Genomic DNA, 15,796 nt, shown 5'->3' on the forward strand with positions numbered 1-15,796 from the left:
GTGCAGCTCGGTTTGTACGAGCTGCCGGTTAGGCGGCGGCGTGGCGATTACCGACAAGTCGCGGGCACCCATCATCGAAAAGTGCAGCGTACGCGGAATAGGTGTAGCCGAAAGCGTTAGCGAATCGACGTTGACGCGCATTTCTTTCAGGCGCTCTTTGGTTTTTACGCCAAATTTCTGCTCCTCATCAATAATCATCAGCCCCAAATCCTTAAACTTCACGTCTTTGCTTACGATGCGGTGTGTGCCAATTAAAATATCGGTTTTGCCTTCGGCTACGCGTTTCAGGGTTTCTTTTATGTCTTTGGCCGTTTTAAACCGATTAATAAATTCCACGTTTATCGGAAATTTTTCGAGCCGGTCGCGGAAGGTTTTGTAATGCTGCATCGCCAGAATGGTAGTGGGCACTAAAACGGCTACCTGTTTGCCGTCGCAAGCCGCTTTAAAAGCCGCCCGAATAGCTACTTCGGTTTTACCAAATCCCACGTCGCCGCAGACCAAACGGTCCATGGGGTGCGGTTGCTCCATATCGGCTTTTACATCCTCGGTGGCTTTGCCCTGGTCGGGGGTGTCTTCGTAAATAAACGACGATTCCAACTCGGCCTGCAAAAAGCCATCGCGGCTATAGGCGTAACCCGGCGCACTCTTGCGCTTGGCGTAAAGTTTAATCAGCTCTTCGGCAATATCTTTAACCTTTTTCTTTACGCGCGATTTTTTGTTTTCCCACTCCGGCGAGCCCAGTTTGCTCATGGTGGGCGGCGTGCCTTCTTTGCCGGTATATTTGCTGATTTTATGCAGCGCATGGATGCTCACATACAACAAATCGTCGTCGCGGTAAACCAACCGGATGGCTTCCTGCATGCGGCCACCCACATCTACTTTCTCCAGGCCGGCAAAGCGCCCAATGCCATAATCTACGTGCGTAACGTAATCGCCGGGGTGCAGCGCCCGCAGTTCTTTCAGGGTTAAGGCTTTGCTCTTCGAGAACTTTTCTTTTGTTTTGTATTTGTAGTACCGCTCAAATAACTGGTGGTCGGTATACAGCGCAATTTTGGCGTTTTCGTCAATAAACCCTTCGCGCAGCGAAATACCCAAATGCTGGAATTTTACGTCGTGGTCGAGTTCGTCGAAAATAGTGGTTAAGCGATCGATCTGGCGCGGCGAGTCGGCGGCAATAATATTTACAAGGTTATGCGATTGGTTTTCGTGGAGGTTATTGACCAGCAGTTTAAAATCTTTGTTAAACGAGGGCTGCGGCTTTACCTCAAACCGAATAATTTCGGGCGTTTTAAAATGGAAACGCTTGCCAAACTCCACGGTAACAAAGTTATAGAGGTGCTTTTTAAAAGTTTTAGCACTCTCAAACAAATCTTCGGGTTTAGACACTATCTGGGTGCCTCCGCTTGTAAGCATTAAATATTCAAAAGCCTGTACCGCTTTATCGTACGATTCGTCGATAATATCGAAAGTATGCCGGGCATCTTTAAACCAGATTTTGGTATTGGCCGGAATAAATTGCAGAAACGGTTCGCGGGTTTCCTGCAGCAGCTTGGTTTGTACGTTGGGCACAATCGAGATTTGCGTTTTGGTCTCGACGGAAAGCTGCGTATTGGGGTTAAACGTCCGGATGCTTTCTATTTCGTCGCCGAATAACTCAATGCGGTAAGGCAAATCGTTGGCATACGAAAATATATCAACAATACCACCCCTAATAGCAAACTGGCCAGGTTCGTACACGAAATCGGTGCGTTCAAAATCGTATTCGGTTAAAACTTCGTTCAGGAAATTGGTATCGAGTTTTTCGCCTACTTTGGCACCAAAGGTGTTCTCGACGAGTGATTTTTTATTAATTACTTTTTCGACGAGCGCTTCGGGATACGTAACCACCACCATGCCTTTGCCGGATTTGCTGTTGAGCAAATTGAGTACTTCGGCCCGCATGAGAATATTGGCGTTTTCGGTTTCGTCGAAAGAATAAGCCCGTTTGTACGACGACGGAAACAGCAACGTTTCTTTATCGCCGTCGAATATACTTTGAAGGTCGGAGTGAAAATAAGCCGCCTCTTCTTTGTCGTGCAAAATAATCAGGTGGTTGGCATCGTCCAGGATACCCGCTACAGCCGCACTTAAAACGGCATCGAGGCTACCTACCAAACCTTTTAGCTGCACATGAAATGCCGGTGCAGATTTTAGCTGTTCGGCCACGGTATTTACCAGGGCATCGCGGCGGTAAAGTTCCAGAAAATCTTTAACTTTCAAGGGTAATCGGTTTGTCTAAATAAAATGCAAAGATAATGCTTTTTGTGCTTTACTAATTACTTTACTTAATGGTTATTGCAAGCTAAAATCATTATCTTTAATTATTGCGTATATTATTCTGAATAATTAAATAAATTCTAAACTATGTAAAAAATCTACCCCAGAGTGGGCAACGTTTTGCCATGAAACAACTTGTACTTGCTCCCGATCAGCAAACCTTTAAAGCGGCGCTAAATTATAAGCTGGGTTTGTTTTTAAGTGCTTTCACGTCGGCCCTGTACCTGACCGGAATGCTGGTTCTGGTAGGTATGGTGCTTAATTTTATGCATTTACCCGGCGAGCACCTGGTATTTGTTTTTGCCTTGTTCTTGCTTTCTTTTTTGTTTTTTCTCCAAACCGGCATTGCCTTTGTTTACGTGTATGCACGCCCGCAACTGGCTTTTCTGGGGGCGTTTAGTAGCTTATCTATTGCGTTGGCCTGCATTACTTTTGTGTTTGCTTTCGAGAACTGGTGGGGAATGTACATTATGTTGGTGCTTACTTTGCCGCTGCTGTTGCTTTCTTTTGCCTGTGTGGTGGGGTATTTTATTTCGGGCGGTCACCGGCATACCACCCACCGCAAATTTTTGTACCTGAATATTTTAACACCTTACCTGTTTATTATGCTGCTGTGGCTGGCCTACCTGGTGCGGCACGAAGTACGGCAGCGGCGCGATGCCAGAACCGCAATTTTACTGGAAATGCGTATTACCAATTTGGCTATTCCGTAATAATGGGCTTTTTACCAGGCCGGTAAATAAATTTAGCCGGTAATAAACAGAAACTGGCCAATAGGTTAATTTACGCTTTTTAAGCTAAGCCAGCCAGGGTTGGCACAAGGCTTGCTTTAGGATAAAAGAAAGCGCTAAGTTGTAACGGAAATGGGTTTTGCTTACGTATTACGCACGGTTGTGCCAGATTTGGTTTGGGTTAATGCGCAGAGGGCTTTATTGGTAGTAAACCAAAAATAAATTAAGATTGTATTAAATTAAGATAAGCGTGGGGAAATACAGCGTATATATATTGGCTTTGATTTTTATGTTAGGGCTTAACCTGCAAACAGCGCAGGCCCAATCTAAACCAATGCTGCACATGTTAAAACCTTATAAATGGGATAAACGGGTAGTATTGGTTTTTGCGCCTACTGCCGCCGATGCCCAGTGGCAGAAACAACAAAATTTATTAAAACAAGCCCATTCCGAAATGAATTCCCGCGATTTGGTTACGTTGGGTGTATTAGAAACCCAGGTAAGAAGTTCTGATTCCCAACCCGACAATTTGCCCACTGCTAAAGCTTTGCGCGAGCATTACAATGTTAAACCTGCGGCCTTTGAGGTTATACTAATTGGCAAAGATGGCGGCGAAAAATACCGCACCCAGGAAGTCTTAAACCCTTCAAAAATATTTCAGATTGTAGATGGTATGCCCATGCGCCAGCAGGAATTACGACAAAAGCTCCGGTAGTAAATTATTACTTTTTCAGGGCTTTAACCTTTTTTAACTTTGGCAGGACTAACAAAAATTTGGTTCTGCCTTTTTTGTGCTATAAACCTGGTTAGTGGTACGTTTAAGTGCCTAAGCTACAGTAAAAATTACGCTTACTAAATTAGCGTTTTATCCTGAATAAATTTAAAATATTCTATATATTTAGCAGGTAGATATTTGTTTACCGGTGGTCGCAGCAAATATTTAAAATACCATTATTAAAAAACTACGGGCTATCTTTTTATAGTGCAAATACCTGTAGGAATCCAGTATGTCTAATTGTTGTAAGTAATCGAAAATCTAACAGAAAATCAAAATGAAAAAGGAATTTGTAATTATTCTACTTCTTAGTACAATTATCAATATTCAATCTTTCGGTCAACAACCGCCCTCAACTGGGTTTGGCAAACCCCAAGACAGTACAAACTTTGAGATTAAACTAAATCCGGAATTTTTTATTTTGGGAACTTTGTCCGATTATGGGGGAAGGTTTTATGCCATAGATCGGAAAAAACAAATTGACAGATATTATCCTTATGAAGGATCATTAGTTAATTATTTGTCTAAAGTTATCTTAGATAATTATAAAACGAAGGTGGAGTTGGTTAATCAAAAGAATAATGCTAACGCAATGTTTTCCGAAACAATGGCCAACAAACTACACAGCTATTATGACGAAAAGGGGAATTTAAAAGATAATATTTTTGACTCAGAAGAAAAGAAATATTCCTTTTTAACGGGTGTTTTTCTTAGATATGGTGCCTTTCTGCAAGATAATTTTTACAAAATACATCTTTATAATTCGCCCAAAGACAAAGAAATTCTTGCGCTTTTAAAAGATTTAAATTGTGATAAAATAGTTTATAAATCGCTGAATGGCATTCCTAATTCTGATATATTTTATTTTGAAGCCACTCCCAGACTTATTAAATATTTTAACACTGTAAAAAGTGAAAATAACGCCCGCCATGACGCCTATCTTGCACAGGCATTTGGTAAGCCGCTTGACAATGAGAAAAAGAAAGAGTTAAAAGAACATTTAATAGCTGAACAAAATAAATTAGTAGAAAGCCTTAAATATACTTTTAAATAAAAACAAAGGATAGCCGTGATTTCTGGTGGAAATTATATCTACCTGAATATAAAACATATTGGTACAGGAAAAGGCCGGCTACCAACATTGTTTGGTTTAAACAAGAAGAGAGTAAATCAATTAATCTAAAAGTTAAGAATTGTAGCAGCTAACAGTTAATATAAAAGCAGTAATAGGGCAAAGACCGTGCGTATATCTGGGTCTTTTTAATCACTACAACCAATGCAAAATAAATACATTTTGCTTCTTGCAATTATATTTACGCTGGTAGTTATTAACTGGCGATTTCCTGTGCTGCGATTCACAAATAATTTTGCAAACGATTTTTTCTCTCTTCTGGCAAGTGCAATACCTATTGTACTTTGTGTTGTACTTTTTATAAAATTAAGTAAAGTAAAAATTAAGTTTATTGCTCTTTTAGGGTACTTGTTAGTTGCTCCGGTTTGCTTGTTGTGTTTTATTGTTTTCTGTTTTAAAATTGCCTCTTTACCGCCTTTGCATAATAACTTAGATGGTAGTTTTAAAAAGGTACATCAACTAAAGAATGGCGTTGCCATTTACCGGACAAATGGCGGCGCTACCACAGCGTTTGGAATAGTAGTAAGACAAGAGAAAACTATATTGCCTGGCTTAATGGCTGTAAAGCCTTTATTTTATAAATATAGATTGGAAGATATTAATTATGAAATAACAGGTAATAAGTTAAGTTTATTTTATTGGGATGGGGCAAAAGTTGTATGGAGGGATATAGAAATTAAACGCTTTTTATATTTTTAATTTATTCCTGTATGACTTACTGCAAACAGATTGATGTGGTATAAAACAATGGCTACACCATTAAAATATTACCTGACTTTTAGAATATAGCTGTCATAGTTAAGGACAGGAGGTTAGCCGACCTAACCCCTGTGATAATATTGGGCTAACTGGCCCAGCCGCCGACAACGAAAGAGCCGAGAACCCTGCACCGTAGCTAAAACTTAATTGATCAGGGTTTGCGCTGATCTAAAAAGAGATATTTTAAGCGATAAAACAAAGTAACCGCGCAACAAACTACAGAAGGATATTTCTTCTAAAGGCTTTTCTTTAAATTTACAAAAAAGGTGTCGCAAATGCCTCTTAAAATGGCGTAAACGCACTCTTCGTAAAATGGGCCGGGCTGCTATCTTTGAGGCAGTACAAATCGCATTATAAATCTAAATTACAATGAGAAAATTAAAGCTGCAGGTACAAATGACCCTCGATGGTTATATTGGCGGGGTACATGGCGAAATGGATTGGATGACTTACAATTGGGACGATGCCTTGAAGCAATATGTACAGAATTTAACGGAACCGGTTGATTGTATTTTGTTAGGGCGCAAACTAGCCGAAGGATTTATTCCGTATTGGGCCAGTGTGGCCGCCGATCCGGAAAACCCGGAAGTAGCAGCCGGCCAAAAATTTACCGATACACCCAAAGTAGTTTTTACCAAAACCCTGGAGCAGTCTGCCTGGGAAAACACCGTTATAGCCAAAAGCAATTTAGCCGAAGAAGTAACTAAACTGAAGGAACAAGCCGGAGGTGATATGATTGCGTACGGTGGGGCAACTTTTGTGTCGTCGCTTATAAAGCAAGACCTTATTGATGAATTTCATTTGTTTATTAACCCAACGGCCATTGGCAACGGCTTGCCTGTTTTTAAAGAACTAACTACTACTCTTAACCTTACTTTAGTAAAAGCTACCCCTTTCGAATGCGGCATTGTAGTGCTGCATTACGAGCCCAAACAAAAGTCATTATAAATTGGCTATGCCCTGCAATAAACAGCTAATAACCAAGTAGGTTGCCAAGGAATTAATATTTTACTTAATGCAACCCTGTTAAGGTAAAATAGCTCTTTAGTAATATAACAGAGCTTATGAATCGGCTTTATGTTGCATTAATATGCTTGTTGGTTTTGGGTTGAGGAGAAGATAAAGATATTCTTGCTGGAGAGGTTGTAAATTGTGAGACCTTATCAGTGCCTGACAAGAACAATCGACTTACAAACCACGGATTATACCTATAAATTCTTAACAATTCGTGAATAGAAAACTTGCGGAACAGTTGGTAAATAAGCGTATATTTAAAATATGATAGGGTGGTTTAACTGATTATTTATTAGTTTATTAAGTTTAGGGTTTAGCCCCGCCAAAACAGCCCAGAACCAAATTGTTTCTTTATCGGATAAGCTGATACTTAAAAAAGTAGGGCAGCAGGTTTACCAGCACACCTCTTTTTTGGAAACCAAAAGTTTTGGTAAGGTGGCCTGCAACGGTATGATTGTTTATAAAAACCGCGAAGCCATCATTTTTAATACCACCACCGATAATGCTACTTCTTTAGAATTAATTAACTGGGTACGGCGTAACCTCAAATGTAAAATAATAGCCATTATCCCGACCCATTTTCACGAAGATTGTTTGGGTGGTTTAGCGGCTTTTCATCAGCATAAAATACCTTCTTACGCTAATAATTTAACTATAAATATTGCCCGTAGCAAGCAGTTAATAGTTCCGGAAAATGCGTTTACAGATTTGCTGGAACTAAAGGTGAGCAATAAAAAAGTACTGACCGAATTTGTAGGCGCCGGCCATACCCCGGATAATGTAATTGGGTACTTCCCGGAAGAGAAAATTATGTTTGGCGGCTGCTTAATTAAAGAAGTAGGAGCGGGCAAAGGTAATTTAGCCGATGCCGATACAATGGCCTGGCCCCAAACTGTTGCAAAGCTAAAAGCAAAATATCCGGAGGCAAAACTTGTTATTCCGGGCCACGGCCAACCCGGCGGAACAGCGTTACTAGACTATACCATTAAGCTGTTTAAACAGTAAACCTGATTCGTATTTTAAATACATCTAAAGTTTGCCCCTGCCGGGCGTTTTCACCGGTAAGAAGTTGCGCCTAGGCTCAAAGTTGGGCGGTGAAAACACCACCCATGGCACTCCAGCGGCTTTTTAAACTTAATTCTAAATATTTTTTAATCCAAAGCTATCTGCCGGATAAGCTATAACCAGTAAGTATCTGAACAAAATTAGTTTGATATATTTTGGTTTATCACTTCGGTTATGGTGTAAAGAATGTTCTGACTAAACTGCAAGTAACTCAATAGATGTCTTTCAGTATGACAAGTGCGGATGGTTTAATCTATATTTTGTCTTAGTACTTATTTTAAATAATTTTTATTCATTACAATGCTTCTAGTTTATAAGGCTACAAACTAGAAGCATTGTAATAGCTTAAGCATAGATTATACTTAGTGAAAGTTTAGATTGAGCAAATAAGCCATTAGCTTTTCAGGTGTGCCATTATTACATCGAAAACAGCCGTGGCTTCTATGTTTTTATCGGGTAATAATTGGGCGCTTTTGGTTAAAATAATGGCTCCATCGGCCGGGTCTTCGGGTTTACGGCCGTGCGAACCTTTAATTAAAGTGGCATCTAACGGAATAATATCCATCAGCATCCGGAAGCCGAGTTTTTTCTTTAGTACTTTCAGGCCTACTTTTGGTACCAAGAACTTAATATCGGGGTTGGTGTGCATTTCTACGGGGTCGTAGCCGGGTTTCTTGTGAATGTCTACAACGCGGGCAAAATCGGGGGCACGGTCGTCGTCGAGCCAGTAGTAGTAAGTAAACCAGGAATTTTTATCGGCAATGGCTATTAATTCCCCGGCCCGCTCGTGGTCTATGTGGTAGGCGGCTTTTTCTTCGGGGCCAATTACTTTTTCTACGCCTGGCAAACTTTTTACCAATTGCCGTACTTCTTCCAGTTTAGATAAATCATTCACGTACACGTGCGCCACCTGGTGGTCGGCCAGGGCAAAAGCTTTACAGGTACCCGCATCCAGCAGCTCGGTGCCCCGCTCTTCGCGCACCGAAATATACCCATGCTCCCGCAAAGCCCGGTTAATATGGATGGGCTGGTTTACGGGCGTAATACCGTATTCCGAGAGCAGAATAACCTGGGCCTGCTGGCTTTCGAAGTAGGTAATCAGGTCTTCGAGCACGGCATCTATTTCTTTTAAGTCTTGGTTAATGCTGGGGTGGCCGGGGCCGTGCCGCTGCGGGTTATAATCGAGGTGCGGTAAATAAACCATGGTAAGAGTAGGGTGGTGCAGTTTATCTACCTCAATGGCGGCATTGGCAATGTAGCGGCTCGACCGAATATTGGTTTTGGGTCCCCAGTAATCAAACAACGGAAAAGTACCTAACTTGGCTTGCAAGTGGTCGCGCAGTTCCATGGGGTAAGTATAACAATCGGGCATTTTGCGGCCATCAGCTAAATATTGCGGGCGCGGCGTTACAGTGTAGTCGGCGGTGCTGTACATGGCATACCACCAGCAAATATTGGCAAAGGTAAAAGTAGGGTCCTGGGCTTTAGCTACTTCCCATATTTTAGGGGCCTGTACCAGTTTATTTGATTGCCGCCAGAGTTTTATTTCGCACTCATCCCGGAAATACCAGCCGTTGCCCACAATGCCATGTTCGGTGGGCCATTTGCCGGTCATGTAGGTAGCTTGCACCGAGCAGGTAACTGCCGGCAACACGTGGCCCACCTGGGCCAGTTGCGCCTGCTCTGACCATTTTTTCAGGAAAGGGGTATGTTCGCCAATCAGGCGCTGGGTAAGGCCAACAACATCTATAACTATGGTTTTACGCATGGGTAATTCTTATTTTTAGCTACTTCTTAAGAAGTAAGCACATCAGTAATTAAATATTTATTGCGGAAGCCGGTGTATGTACAAAACAAAGAGCAAATATCTTTTGTCTGGCTACAAATAATTTTTTTTCTTATCAGGATAAATAAATTTATGCCCACGAATTTTTTACGCAATAAATTACTCGGTTAACTTCAGTTTTTGCAGCACCCACTCCAGTTCGCGCTGGATAGATGCCCCTAAATCTTGCTTAATTTCCGGCGGTAATACTTCCCAGGTATAAGTTTCTACTTCCAGGTATTTGGTAACTGGTTTGGTTTCGAGTATTTGCAGCACCTTTATTATTTCGGACTGGGTAGATTGCAATTGGTGGTAGCGGTCCAGGAAAACCGGAACGTGAAAATGCGAGCGCCACTCGGCGGCCTCCGGGTTATTAATATTTTCGAGGGCCTGCGGTAAATCGGGGTACTGGGTTAGGGTGCCGTTGGTGTTGCGCACTACTACCTGGTGCAGGTACGTAGATTCCTCAAACTGTTTAAACTGTTCGGCCAAATCCTGGCGGGCCGCCGGATCAGCGGGTAAATCGGCTTTAAGCGCCGCGCTAATTTGTACCCGGCCTACTTTAATATTTTTCTTTTCCAGGTGGTCAAAAACCTCGGCGGCATCTTCGTAAGCCAAAGCAAAATGGCAAACATCAAAACACAACCTGATGTGGGTTTTTACGGCTTCTATGGCATTGGCTTCGCTTATGCCCAGGCGGCTTTGTAAATAATTACTTACTTGCGGCAGCAACCAGTTATCGTAATAACTTAAAAATTCGGTTGAGGTTTCGAGTAAGCCATCGGGTTCGGGTTCAATATCAATATGAATAAGTTTGCCGGTATGGCCCCGGCGGTGCATTAAATCCTCGACGAGTAAAGCCAGATGCTGGGTGCTTTGCCGGAACACCGTTGCGGTTTTTTCAGGGTCGTTGTTTAACCAAGGTTTATACGACAGCGGCGACGTAGAAATGCCGCCGTCTAATTCTTCGGGTAACAAAAACGATAAAATCCGGGCCAGCCGTTTGGTATACTCCAGCCGCTCGGTGGTGGTCCAGTCGGGTTGGTGCACCTGGTCTTTTACCGCCGTGCCATGAAAACTGCCGTACGGAAACCCATTAATTATGTGCACATATAAGCCGTTGTCGTACAGCCAGTTTTTAAATTCGGATAAATTCTGGTTTTGCTCCAGTTCCAAGCTCACGGCCCCCGATAAGCGCAAACCAATGCCAAACGGCTTGTTCGGCGAAATATTGGCCTTTATGGGTAAAACGTAAGTTTTTAACGTTTCGAAGGTAGTGGCCCAAGTCTCGCCGGGATGAATATTGGTACAATAAGTTAAATGGTAGCCTTTGCCTATGTTCATAATATTTTAACGTTGTAAGCCTAAACCAGTCTGAAAGATAACGTCATTCGGGCAAAGATGTGCGGTATTTTTTAAAATTTCTGTTGCGGGTAATGTGTCAGGTTAAAATTCTGCGGCAATTAACCCGGCCAGTAAATAATTGCCTATTGATGTTCAAATATTTGATATTTAGATATTTATAAATATATCTTTGCAGCCATAAATATTGGCTGGGCAGCAGGCCGCAGTTCGTGAATTTTGATTTATAGCCGGGGCGGGCTTACCTTTAAGCTATGAACAGATTTACGCTCAATTTTTTAACCGGCTTAATTCTTCTCTTATTTGGTTTGGGTGGGCAGCCCGTGGCAGCTCAGGTTACAGCACCCGATACTGTAAGTTCTGCCAATACCGTAATAGTTTTACCTACTCTAACCGATACTTTAGCCCCGCCTAAGAAAAAGTTTGTTTTATTCGATAGCCTGAATTACCGCTTTATCGGCGACGGCAATTTTACCCGGGGCAATATAAACCGGACCTTGGTAATTATGCGGGCCGAGTTTGCCTCGCTGGGGCCGGTGGTTTCACTTACTACTAACCCGCGGTTTACTTACGGGCGGCAAAACCGGGTACTCGCCGAACAGGATGTATACGTAGATTTAGCAGCGGATATTTACCGCGAAAACCGGCTTTATGGTTTTGCCATGGGTACCATTGAAACCAGCAACTTGCGGGGAATAACTTTACGGCGTTTGGCCGGGGTGGGTATTGGCTTGCGGTTATACAAATCCGACCACCATAATTTGTCTTTAACCAACGCTGTTATCGACGAATCTACAAATTTCCGGGAGCGGGCTACCATAACCACGCACCGCTTATCTACCCGCCTGAAGGGTAAACATTCTTTGTTGCAGGATAAAATCCGGTTTAACCATATTACTTTTTTACAACCATCGCTCAATAAGTTTTCTAACCTGCGCTGGAATACTTTGCTCACCCTGGAGTTGCCTTTAACTACCTGGGTCAATATTCGGACGAGCTTCGAAAATACCTTTGAAAGTGTAGTGGAGCCCGGCCGCAAAAAGAACGATTCGCGCTTAACTTTTGGTTTTTCGGTAGGCAAACGACATTAAGGAATATTTCTATAAATCTGTTTCGCGTTTCTTCAAAAGTACTTCTGGCCGCCATGGGTGGTGTTATCACCGCCCATCTTTGAGCCTAGGCGCAACTTCTTGCCGGTGAAAAAATACGGCAAGGGCAGACTTTAAAACATTTTTAAAAATCTAAGCGGGTTCTACCGGTGCAGTCAAAAAATATTCATTCAAAATTCATCGCCACACCGCCAAAGCCGTAGAGGCATAGCATGAATTATTTAGCCGATGTAATTATTATTGGCGCGGGTGCCTGTGGCCTGACAGCGGCCCGCATTCTGGCCCAAGCTGGCAAGACAGTAGAGGTGCTGGAGGCCCGTAATCGCCTGGGTGGCCGTATTTTTACTTACGAGAGTGGTGATTTTTCTAAGTCCGTAGAGGCCGGGGCCGAATTTATTCATGGCGAGCTGCCGCTCACGCAGGCGCTGCTACAAGAAGCCAGTATAGCTTCTTACGAGATGGACGGCAAAAATTACCAGGTAAAAAATGGTCAATTACAAGCGTCAGAAGCGTTTTTCGATGATTTTGAGGTGTTGTTGCAAAAGCTCGAAGCCTTGCCCCAGGATATGCCCTTGGCTGACTTTTTAGAAGAATATTTAACCGGCGACGAATATAAATACTTGCGTCAGGCCATTATTCGGTTTGCTGAGGGGTACGATGCCGCCGATACCCATATAGTAAGCACATTTGCCTTGCGCGAAGAATGGCAAAGCGGTGGGGCCACCGGCTCCGACCATCCCGTGGGCGGTTATGGGCAGCTTATCGGTTTCCTGGCCACCGAAAGCGAAAAAGCAGGTTGCAAAATTAATTTAAATGCGGTGGTGCAGGAAATTCGGTGGGAACGGGGGCAGGCCGAAGTGGTAACAGCTACTACCGTTTACCGGGCCCGGCAAGTAATTATAACGGTGCCGCTGGGCGTGTTGCAGGCCGCACCGGGCAGCCCGGGAGCCATTAGCTTTACGCCGGCTTTGCCCTCAATACAAGAAGCAGTGGCTTTACTGGGCTTTGGTGCCGTTATTAAAATTGCTTTGGAGTTTAAAGAGGCTTTTTGGGAAGAAGAGTTTAAAAACCCGGCAGTAAAAGAACAGGCACCCCAAATGGCTTTTCTTTTTAGCGACAGCAGTTTGTTTACTGCCTGGTGGTCGCAGCGACCTGAACCGGTGCCTTTGCTTACGGCCTGGCTAGGTGGCCCGGCGGCCGCTAGTTTAAAGAATACACCCGATGCAGAACTCGTGGCGGAAGCTTTACATGATTTAGCCGAAATATTTAAAACTAATCCTGCTTTTTTAAATACGCAATTACGCGCCAGCCAGGTATTTAACTGGGCTGCCGATCCGTTTGCCCGCGGCGCTTACGCTTACGCTACGGTACAGGGCGCGGCGGCTGTCCGGACTTTAAACCAGCCCATCCAGGATACCCTGTTTCTGGCCGGCGAAGCCCTTTATCTGGGACCAGCTATGGGTACCGTAGAAGCCGCTTTGGCCAGTGGTACCGCGGTAGCCCGTAAAATATTAGCTTAAATATTTATTCCCAGCAGCTACCAGCAAGATATTCTTCATGCGTTCGATTTCTGGAAAAGCAAAGTTAAAATGCGGGGAATAGTGGTGCGGTCGTCCTCGTCGAAATATTCCTGCAAATTTTTTAAAATCAATCCGTTGTACTTGGCTGCCTCTACAAAATCCGATACGTGGTGGGTATAACAGGTTACTTCTTGCCGGCCAGTGGCAGTATCGAACCGGGCTTTGGTGCCGGTATATTGTTTAAACGGGTGCAATTCGCCTACGTACAGAAAGCCGCCGGGTAGCAAAGCCGCTGCTGCTTCCTGGAATACAGGATTTAAATCCAAAATATGTTCCAGCACCAAACTAAAACTTACCAGATTATATTCAGCAGTACCAAAAGTCCAGGGCTGGTTTATATCGGCTTGCTTAAACAAAACCCGTTCCGATAAAACTTTGCTCCGGGCCCGGGCCAGCATTTCCTCCGATAAGTCTATTGCCGTAACCTGATTTGCTTTTTGTACCAGCCATTGGGTGTTTTTACCGGTGCCGCAACCAATTTCTAAACACTTATCAAAAAGAATATTTTTGAGATTAATGCGCAGGGCCTGCCCCTCTAAATCGCGGGTTTTGTTGTGGTTGGTATCGTACTGCGTGGCCCAGCTATTATAAGCTTCCCGGATGTTCATAGCGGTAAATTAATTTGTTTTAAGAAGTTAATTAAAAAAATAAAGGCAATTTCTGCAGTCGGGCTAAATAATTCAAGCCAAAATATTATTTATTCTTTTTGGATAGATTGGCGGGTTACCGGTTGGGTCCAGGCGGTTTCCAAGTCACCTTCCTGAAAAGGATTGGGCTGGAGTTGCGACGAAATTATTTTGGCGCGCACGAACAGATCTTTCTCGCCTAAAGTATAAGTAGCCTGGGTGCCTTTTACTTCTTTTAACACAGTGCCGGTTTTATCGGAGTTGGTGCCCCAGAATTGGATGGTATAATTCACGCCCGGCTTGGGTTTTACCTGCACGTTTAATTTGCCATTTTTATAATCAATTGCCTTTAGTTCTACGCCGGTAGTAGCGTAAAAATCGCCGGCTTCCATGGCGCTTATTAAAGCAGCGGGGCTTAGTTCTGTGGCCCGTACCATTATCCAGCCGCGGCCGGTGTTGCTTAAACCTACTTTGTGTTCCAGGTAGTTATGCGAGTCGTCGGTAGCCAGGCCGTACAGCAAGGGCTTGCCTTGTTTTAAGTAGTGGGTCAGTAGCCGGTCCCAGAGTTCTTCCATGCCCATGGTAACCGAATCGCCGTAATTATGCACGTGCGGATGCCCGTTGTATACTTCAAAAAAACGTTCGCCGTTTATCTCCAGCATATCTTCTATTTTAACAGCCCAGCCAAAGTTAGGATGGTTCAGGTGCGGGAACATGGGCTGGCCGGTGCGTTTGCGTTGTTCGTACACGGCATCTAAATTATTTTGCATAACGTTGGCCACGCTGCTGCCGCCCTGGGGCTTAATTACTTCTTTTACATTTATGGCATTTATATGAATGGGTTTGCTCTGGTACCGATCAGTAATTTCTTCGGCCGGAATAATTAAAAATTTGCCTTTTTCTTCGAACAGTGGCGCGTATTCGGCCAAGGTTTTTAGCTTAACGCTAATCTTCCCTGCCGAATCGGTTTTATATTTTACCCATTTTTCGCCGTATTTCGTTAAATATTCCCGGAAACGCTGCTGCCGGAACGGATGCGCCGGTATGGGTTTCCATAACTCGCCCGCAGCCATGATGTTATGATCCGATAAAGAAATAAAATCGTAACCATGTGTTTTATACCAATCCATGATCATCTCCGGAAAATCATCGCCGTCGCTCCAGTATGAGTGGCTGTGGGTGTTGCCTTTGTACCATTTGCCCTTCTTTTTTTGCGCTTCGGTGGTGGTAGCCAGCAGGCAAATAAGTAGCATTAGAAAACAGCTGAACAATGGTTTGATCTTTTGCATGGTTTTAGGTTAGATTAAGTTCAGGCGGTAGGTTAGGTAATATTTTAATGCTCAAGGTAACGTTTAGAGCTGATAATCTGGCGGGCCAGTAAATTTTATCGCTGCCAGTGAAAGTAAAATATGTTGTAAATAAATTAATTTATAGTTATCCGGCCTTAATAAAAGGCAAGAATTAATAGCAGAGCAAGTATTTAAGTTAGATTTATAAAAATC

At 43.3% G+C, this 15,796-nt stretch carries 13 protein-coding genes; 8 read left to right on the forward strand and 5 right to left on the reverse strand.

The genetic code is table 11. The features are described 5' to 3' along the window. The coding region (locus ACO1R6_RS17550; protein WP_486266324.1) for a DEAD/DEAH box helicase at positions 1–2,259 on the reverse strand (2,259 nt) is incomplete at its 3' end. A gap of 182 nt (positions 2,260–2,441) precedes the next feature. Here ACO1R6_RS17550 and ACO1R6_RS17555 point away from each other — a divergent pair. The 6 genes from ACO1R6_RS17555 to bla all read left to right on the forward strand — a co-directional run bounded on the left by ACO1R6_RS17555 (position 2,442) and on the right by bla (position 7,732). After that, entirely contained in the window at positions 2,442–3,029 is a 588-nt protein-coding gene (locus tag ACO1R6_RS17555) for a hypothetical protein (protein WP_486266325.1), read from the forward strand. A gap of 268 nt (positions 3,030–3,297) precedes the next feature. Further along, positions 3,298–3,762, forward strand: coding sequence for a DUF4174 domain-containing protein (locus tag ACO1R6_RS17560; protein WP_486266326.1), 465 nt, complete (start codon positions 3,298–3,300; stop codon positions 3,760–3,762). A gap of 337 nt (positions 3,763–4,099) precedes the next feature. Further along, positions 4,100–4,876, forward strand: coding sequence for a hypothetical protein (locus ACO1R6_RS17565; protein ID WP_486266328.1), 777 nt, complete (start codon positions 4,100–4,102; stop codon positions 4,874–4,876). 222 nt (positions 4,877–5,098) lie between these two features. Continuing rightward, positions 5,099–5,653, forward strand: coding sequence for a hypothetical protein (locus tag ACO1R6_RS17570; RefSeq protein ID WP_486266330.1), 555 nt, complete (start codon positions 5,099–5,101; stop codon positions 5,651–5,653). A 429-nt stretch (positions 5,654–6,082) separates the two neighbouring features. Further along, complete coding sequence (locus ACO1R6_RS17575) at positions 6,083–6,661, forward strand: dihydrofolate reductase family protein (protein WP_486266331.1); 579 nt, start codon at positions 6,083–6,085, stop codon at positions 6,659–6,661. A gap of 357 nt (positions 6,662–7,018) precedes the next feature. Next, a complete protein-coding gene (bla, locus tag ACO1R6_RS17580) occupies positions 7,019–7,732 on the forward strand; it encodes a subclass B1 metallo-beta-lactamase (RefSeq protein WP_486266353.1) in 714 nt (237 codons plus the stop codon). Between the two features lie 454 nt (positions 7,733–8,186). Here bla and ACO1R6_RS17585 read toward each other — a convergent pair whose 3' ends face one another. Continuing rightward, a complete protein-coding gene (locus tag ACO1R6_RS17585; RefSeq protein ID WP_486266332.1) occupies positions 8,187–9,560 on the reverse strand; it encodes an alkaline phosphatase family protein in 1,374 nt (457 codons plus the stop codon). 177 nt (positions 9,561–9,737) lie between these two features. Continuing rightward, on the reverse strand, positions 9,738–10,961 hold the full coding sequence (gene eboE, locus ACO1R6_RS17590; RefSeq protein ID WP_486266333.1) for a metabolite traffic protein EboE: 1,224 nt from the start codon (positions 10,959–10,961) through the stop codon (positions 9,738–9,740). A 272-nt stretch (positions 10,962–11,233) separates the two neighbouring features. Here eboE and ACO1R6_RS17595 point away from each other — a divergent pair, with 272 nt between their 5' ends. Beyond that, positions 11,234–12,070: a DUF481 domain-containing protein gene (locus tag ACO1R6_RS17595; RefSeq protein ID WP_486266334.1), complete on the forward strand. Its 837-nt coding sequence runs from the start codon at positions 11,234–11,236 to the stop codon at positions 12,068–12,070. Positions 12,071–12,300: 230 nt separating this feature from the next. Next, positions 12,301–13,608, forward strand: coding sequence for a flavin monoamine oxidase family protein (locus tag ACO1R6_RS17600; protein WP_486266335.1), 1,308 nt, complete (start codon positions 12,301–12,303; stop codon positions 13,606–13,608). A 35-nt stretch (positions 13,609–13,643) separates the two neighbouring features. Here ACO1R6_RS17600 and ACO1R6_RS17605 read toward each other — a convergent pair whose 3' ends face one another. Next, a complete protein-coding gene (locus ACO1R6_RS17605) occupies positions 13,644–14,276 on the reverse strand; it encodes a class I SAM-dependent methyltransferase (protein WP_486266336.1) in 633 nt (210 codons plus the stop codon). Between the two features lie 89 nt (positions 14,277–14,365). Then, positions 14,366–15,583, reverse strand: coding sequence for a CehA/McbA family metallohydrolase domain-containing protein (locus tag ACO1R6_RS17610; protein WP_486266337.1), 1,218 nt, complete (start codon positions 15,581–15,583; stop codon positions 14,366–14,368). Between the last annotated feature and the right edge of the window lie 213 nt (positions 15,584–15,796).

The sequence above is a fragment of the Adhaeribacter sp. genome (assembly GCF_057359045.1).

Excerpts from the sequence above, each read along its gene's own strand:
- ACO1R6_RS17555 (WP_486266325.1), top strand. The coding sequence starts at position 2,442 with ATGAAACAACTTGTACTTGCTCCCGATCAGCAAACCTTTAAAGCGGCG.
- ACO1R6_RS17565 (WP_486266328.1), top strand. The coding sequence starts at position 4,100 with ATGAAAAAGGAATTTGTAATTATTCTACTTCTTAGTACAATTATCAAT.
- ACO1R6_RS17570 (WP_486266330.1), top strand. The coding sequence starts at position 5,099 with ATGCAAAATAAATACATTTTGCTTCTTGCAATTATATTTACGCTGGTA.
- ACO1R6_RS17575 (WP_486266331.1), top strand. The coding sequence starts at position 6,083 with ATGAGAAAATTAAAGCTGCAGGTACAAATGACCCTCGATGGTTATATT.
- ACO1R6_RS17585 (WP_486266332.1), bottom strand. The coding sequence starts at position 9,560 with ATGCGTAAAACCATAGTTATAGATGTTGTTGGCCTTACCCAGCGCCTG.
- eboE (WP_486266333.1), bottom strand. The coding sequence starts at position 10,961 with ATGAACATAGGCAAAGGCTACCATTTAACTTATTGTACCAATATTCAT.
- ACO1R6_RS17595 (WP_486266334.1), top strand. The coding sequence starts at position 11,234 with ATGAACAGATTTACGCTCAATTTTTTAACCGGCTTAATTCTTCTCTTA.
- ACO1R6_RS17600 (WP_486266335.1), top strand. The coding sequence starts at position 12,301 with ATGAATTATTTAGCCGATGTAATTATTATTGGCGCGGGTGCCTGTGGC.
- ACO1R6_RS17605 (WP_486266336.1), bottom strand. The coding sequence starts at position 14,276 with ATGAACATCCGGGAAGCTTATAATAGCTGGGCCACGCAGTACGATACC.
- ACO1R6_RS17610 (WP_486266337.1), bottom strand. The coding sequence starts at position 15,583 with ATGCAAAAGATCAAACCATTGTTCAGCTGTTTTCTAATGCTACTTATT.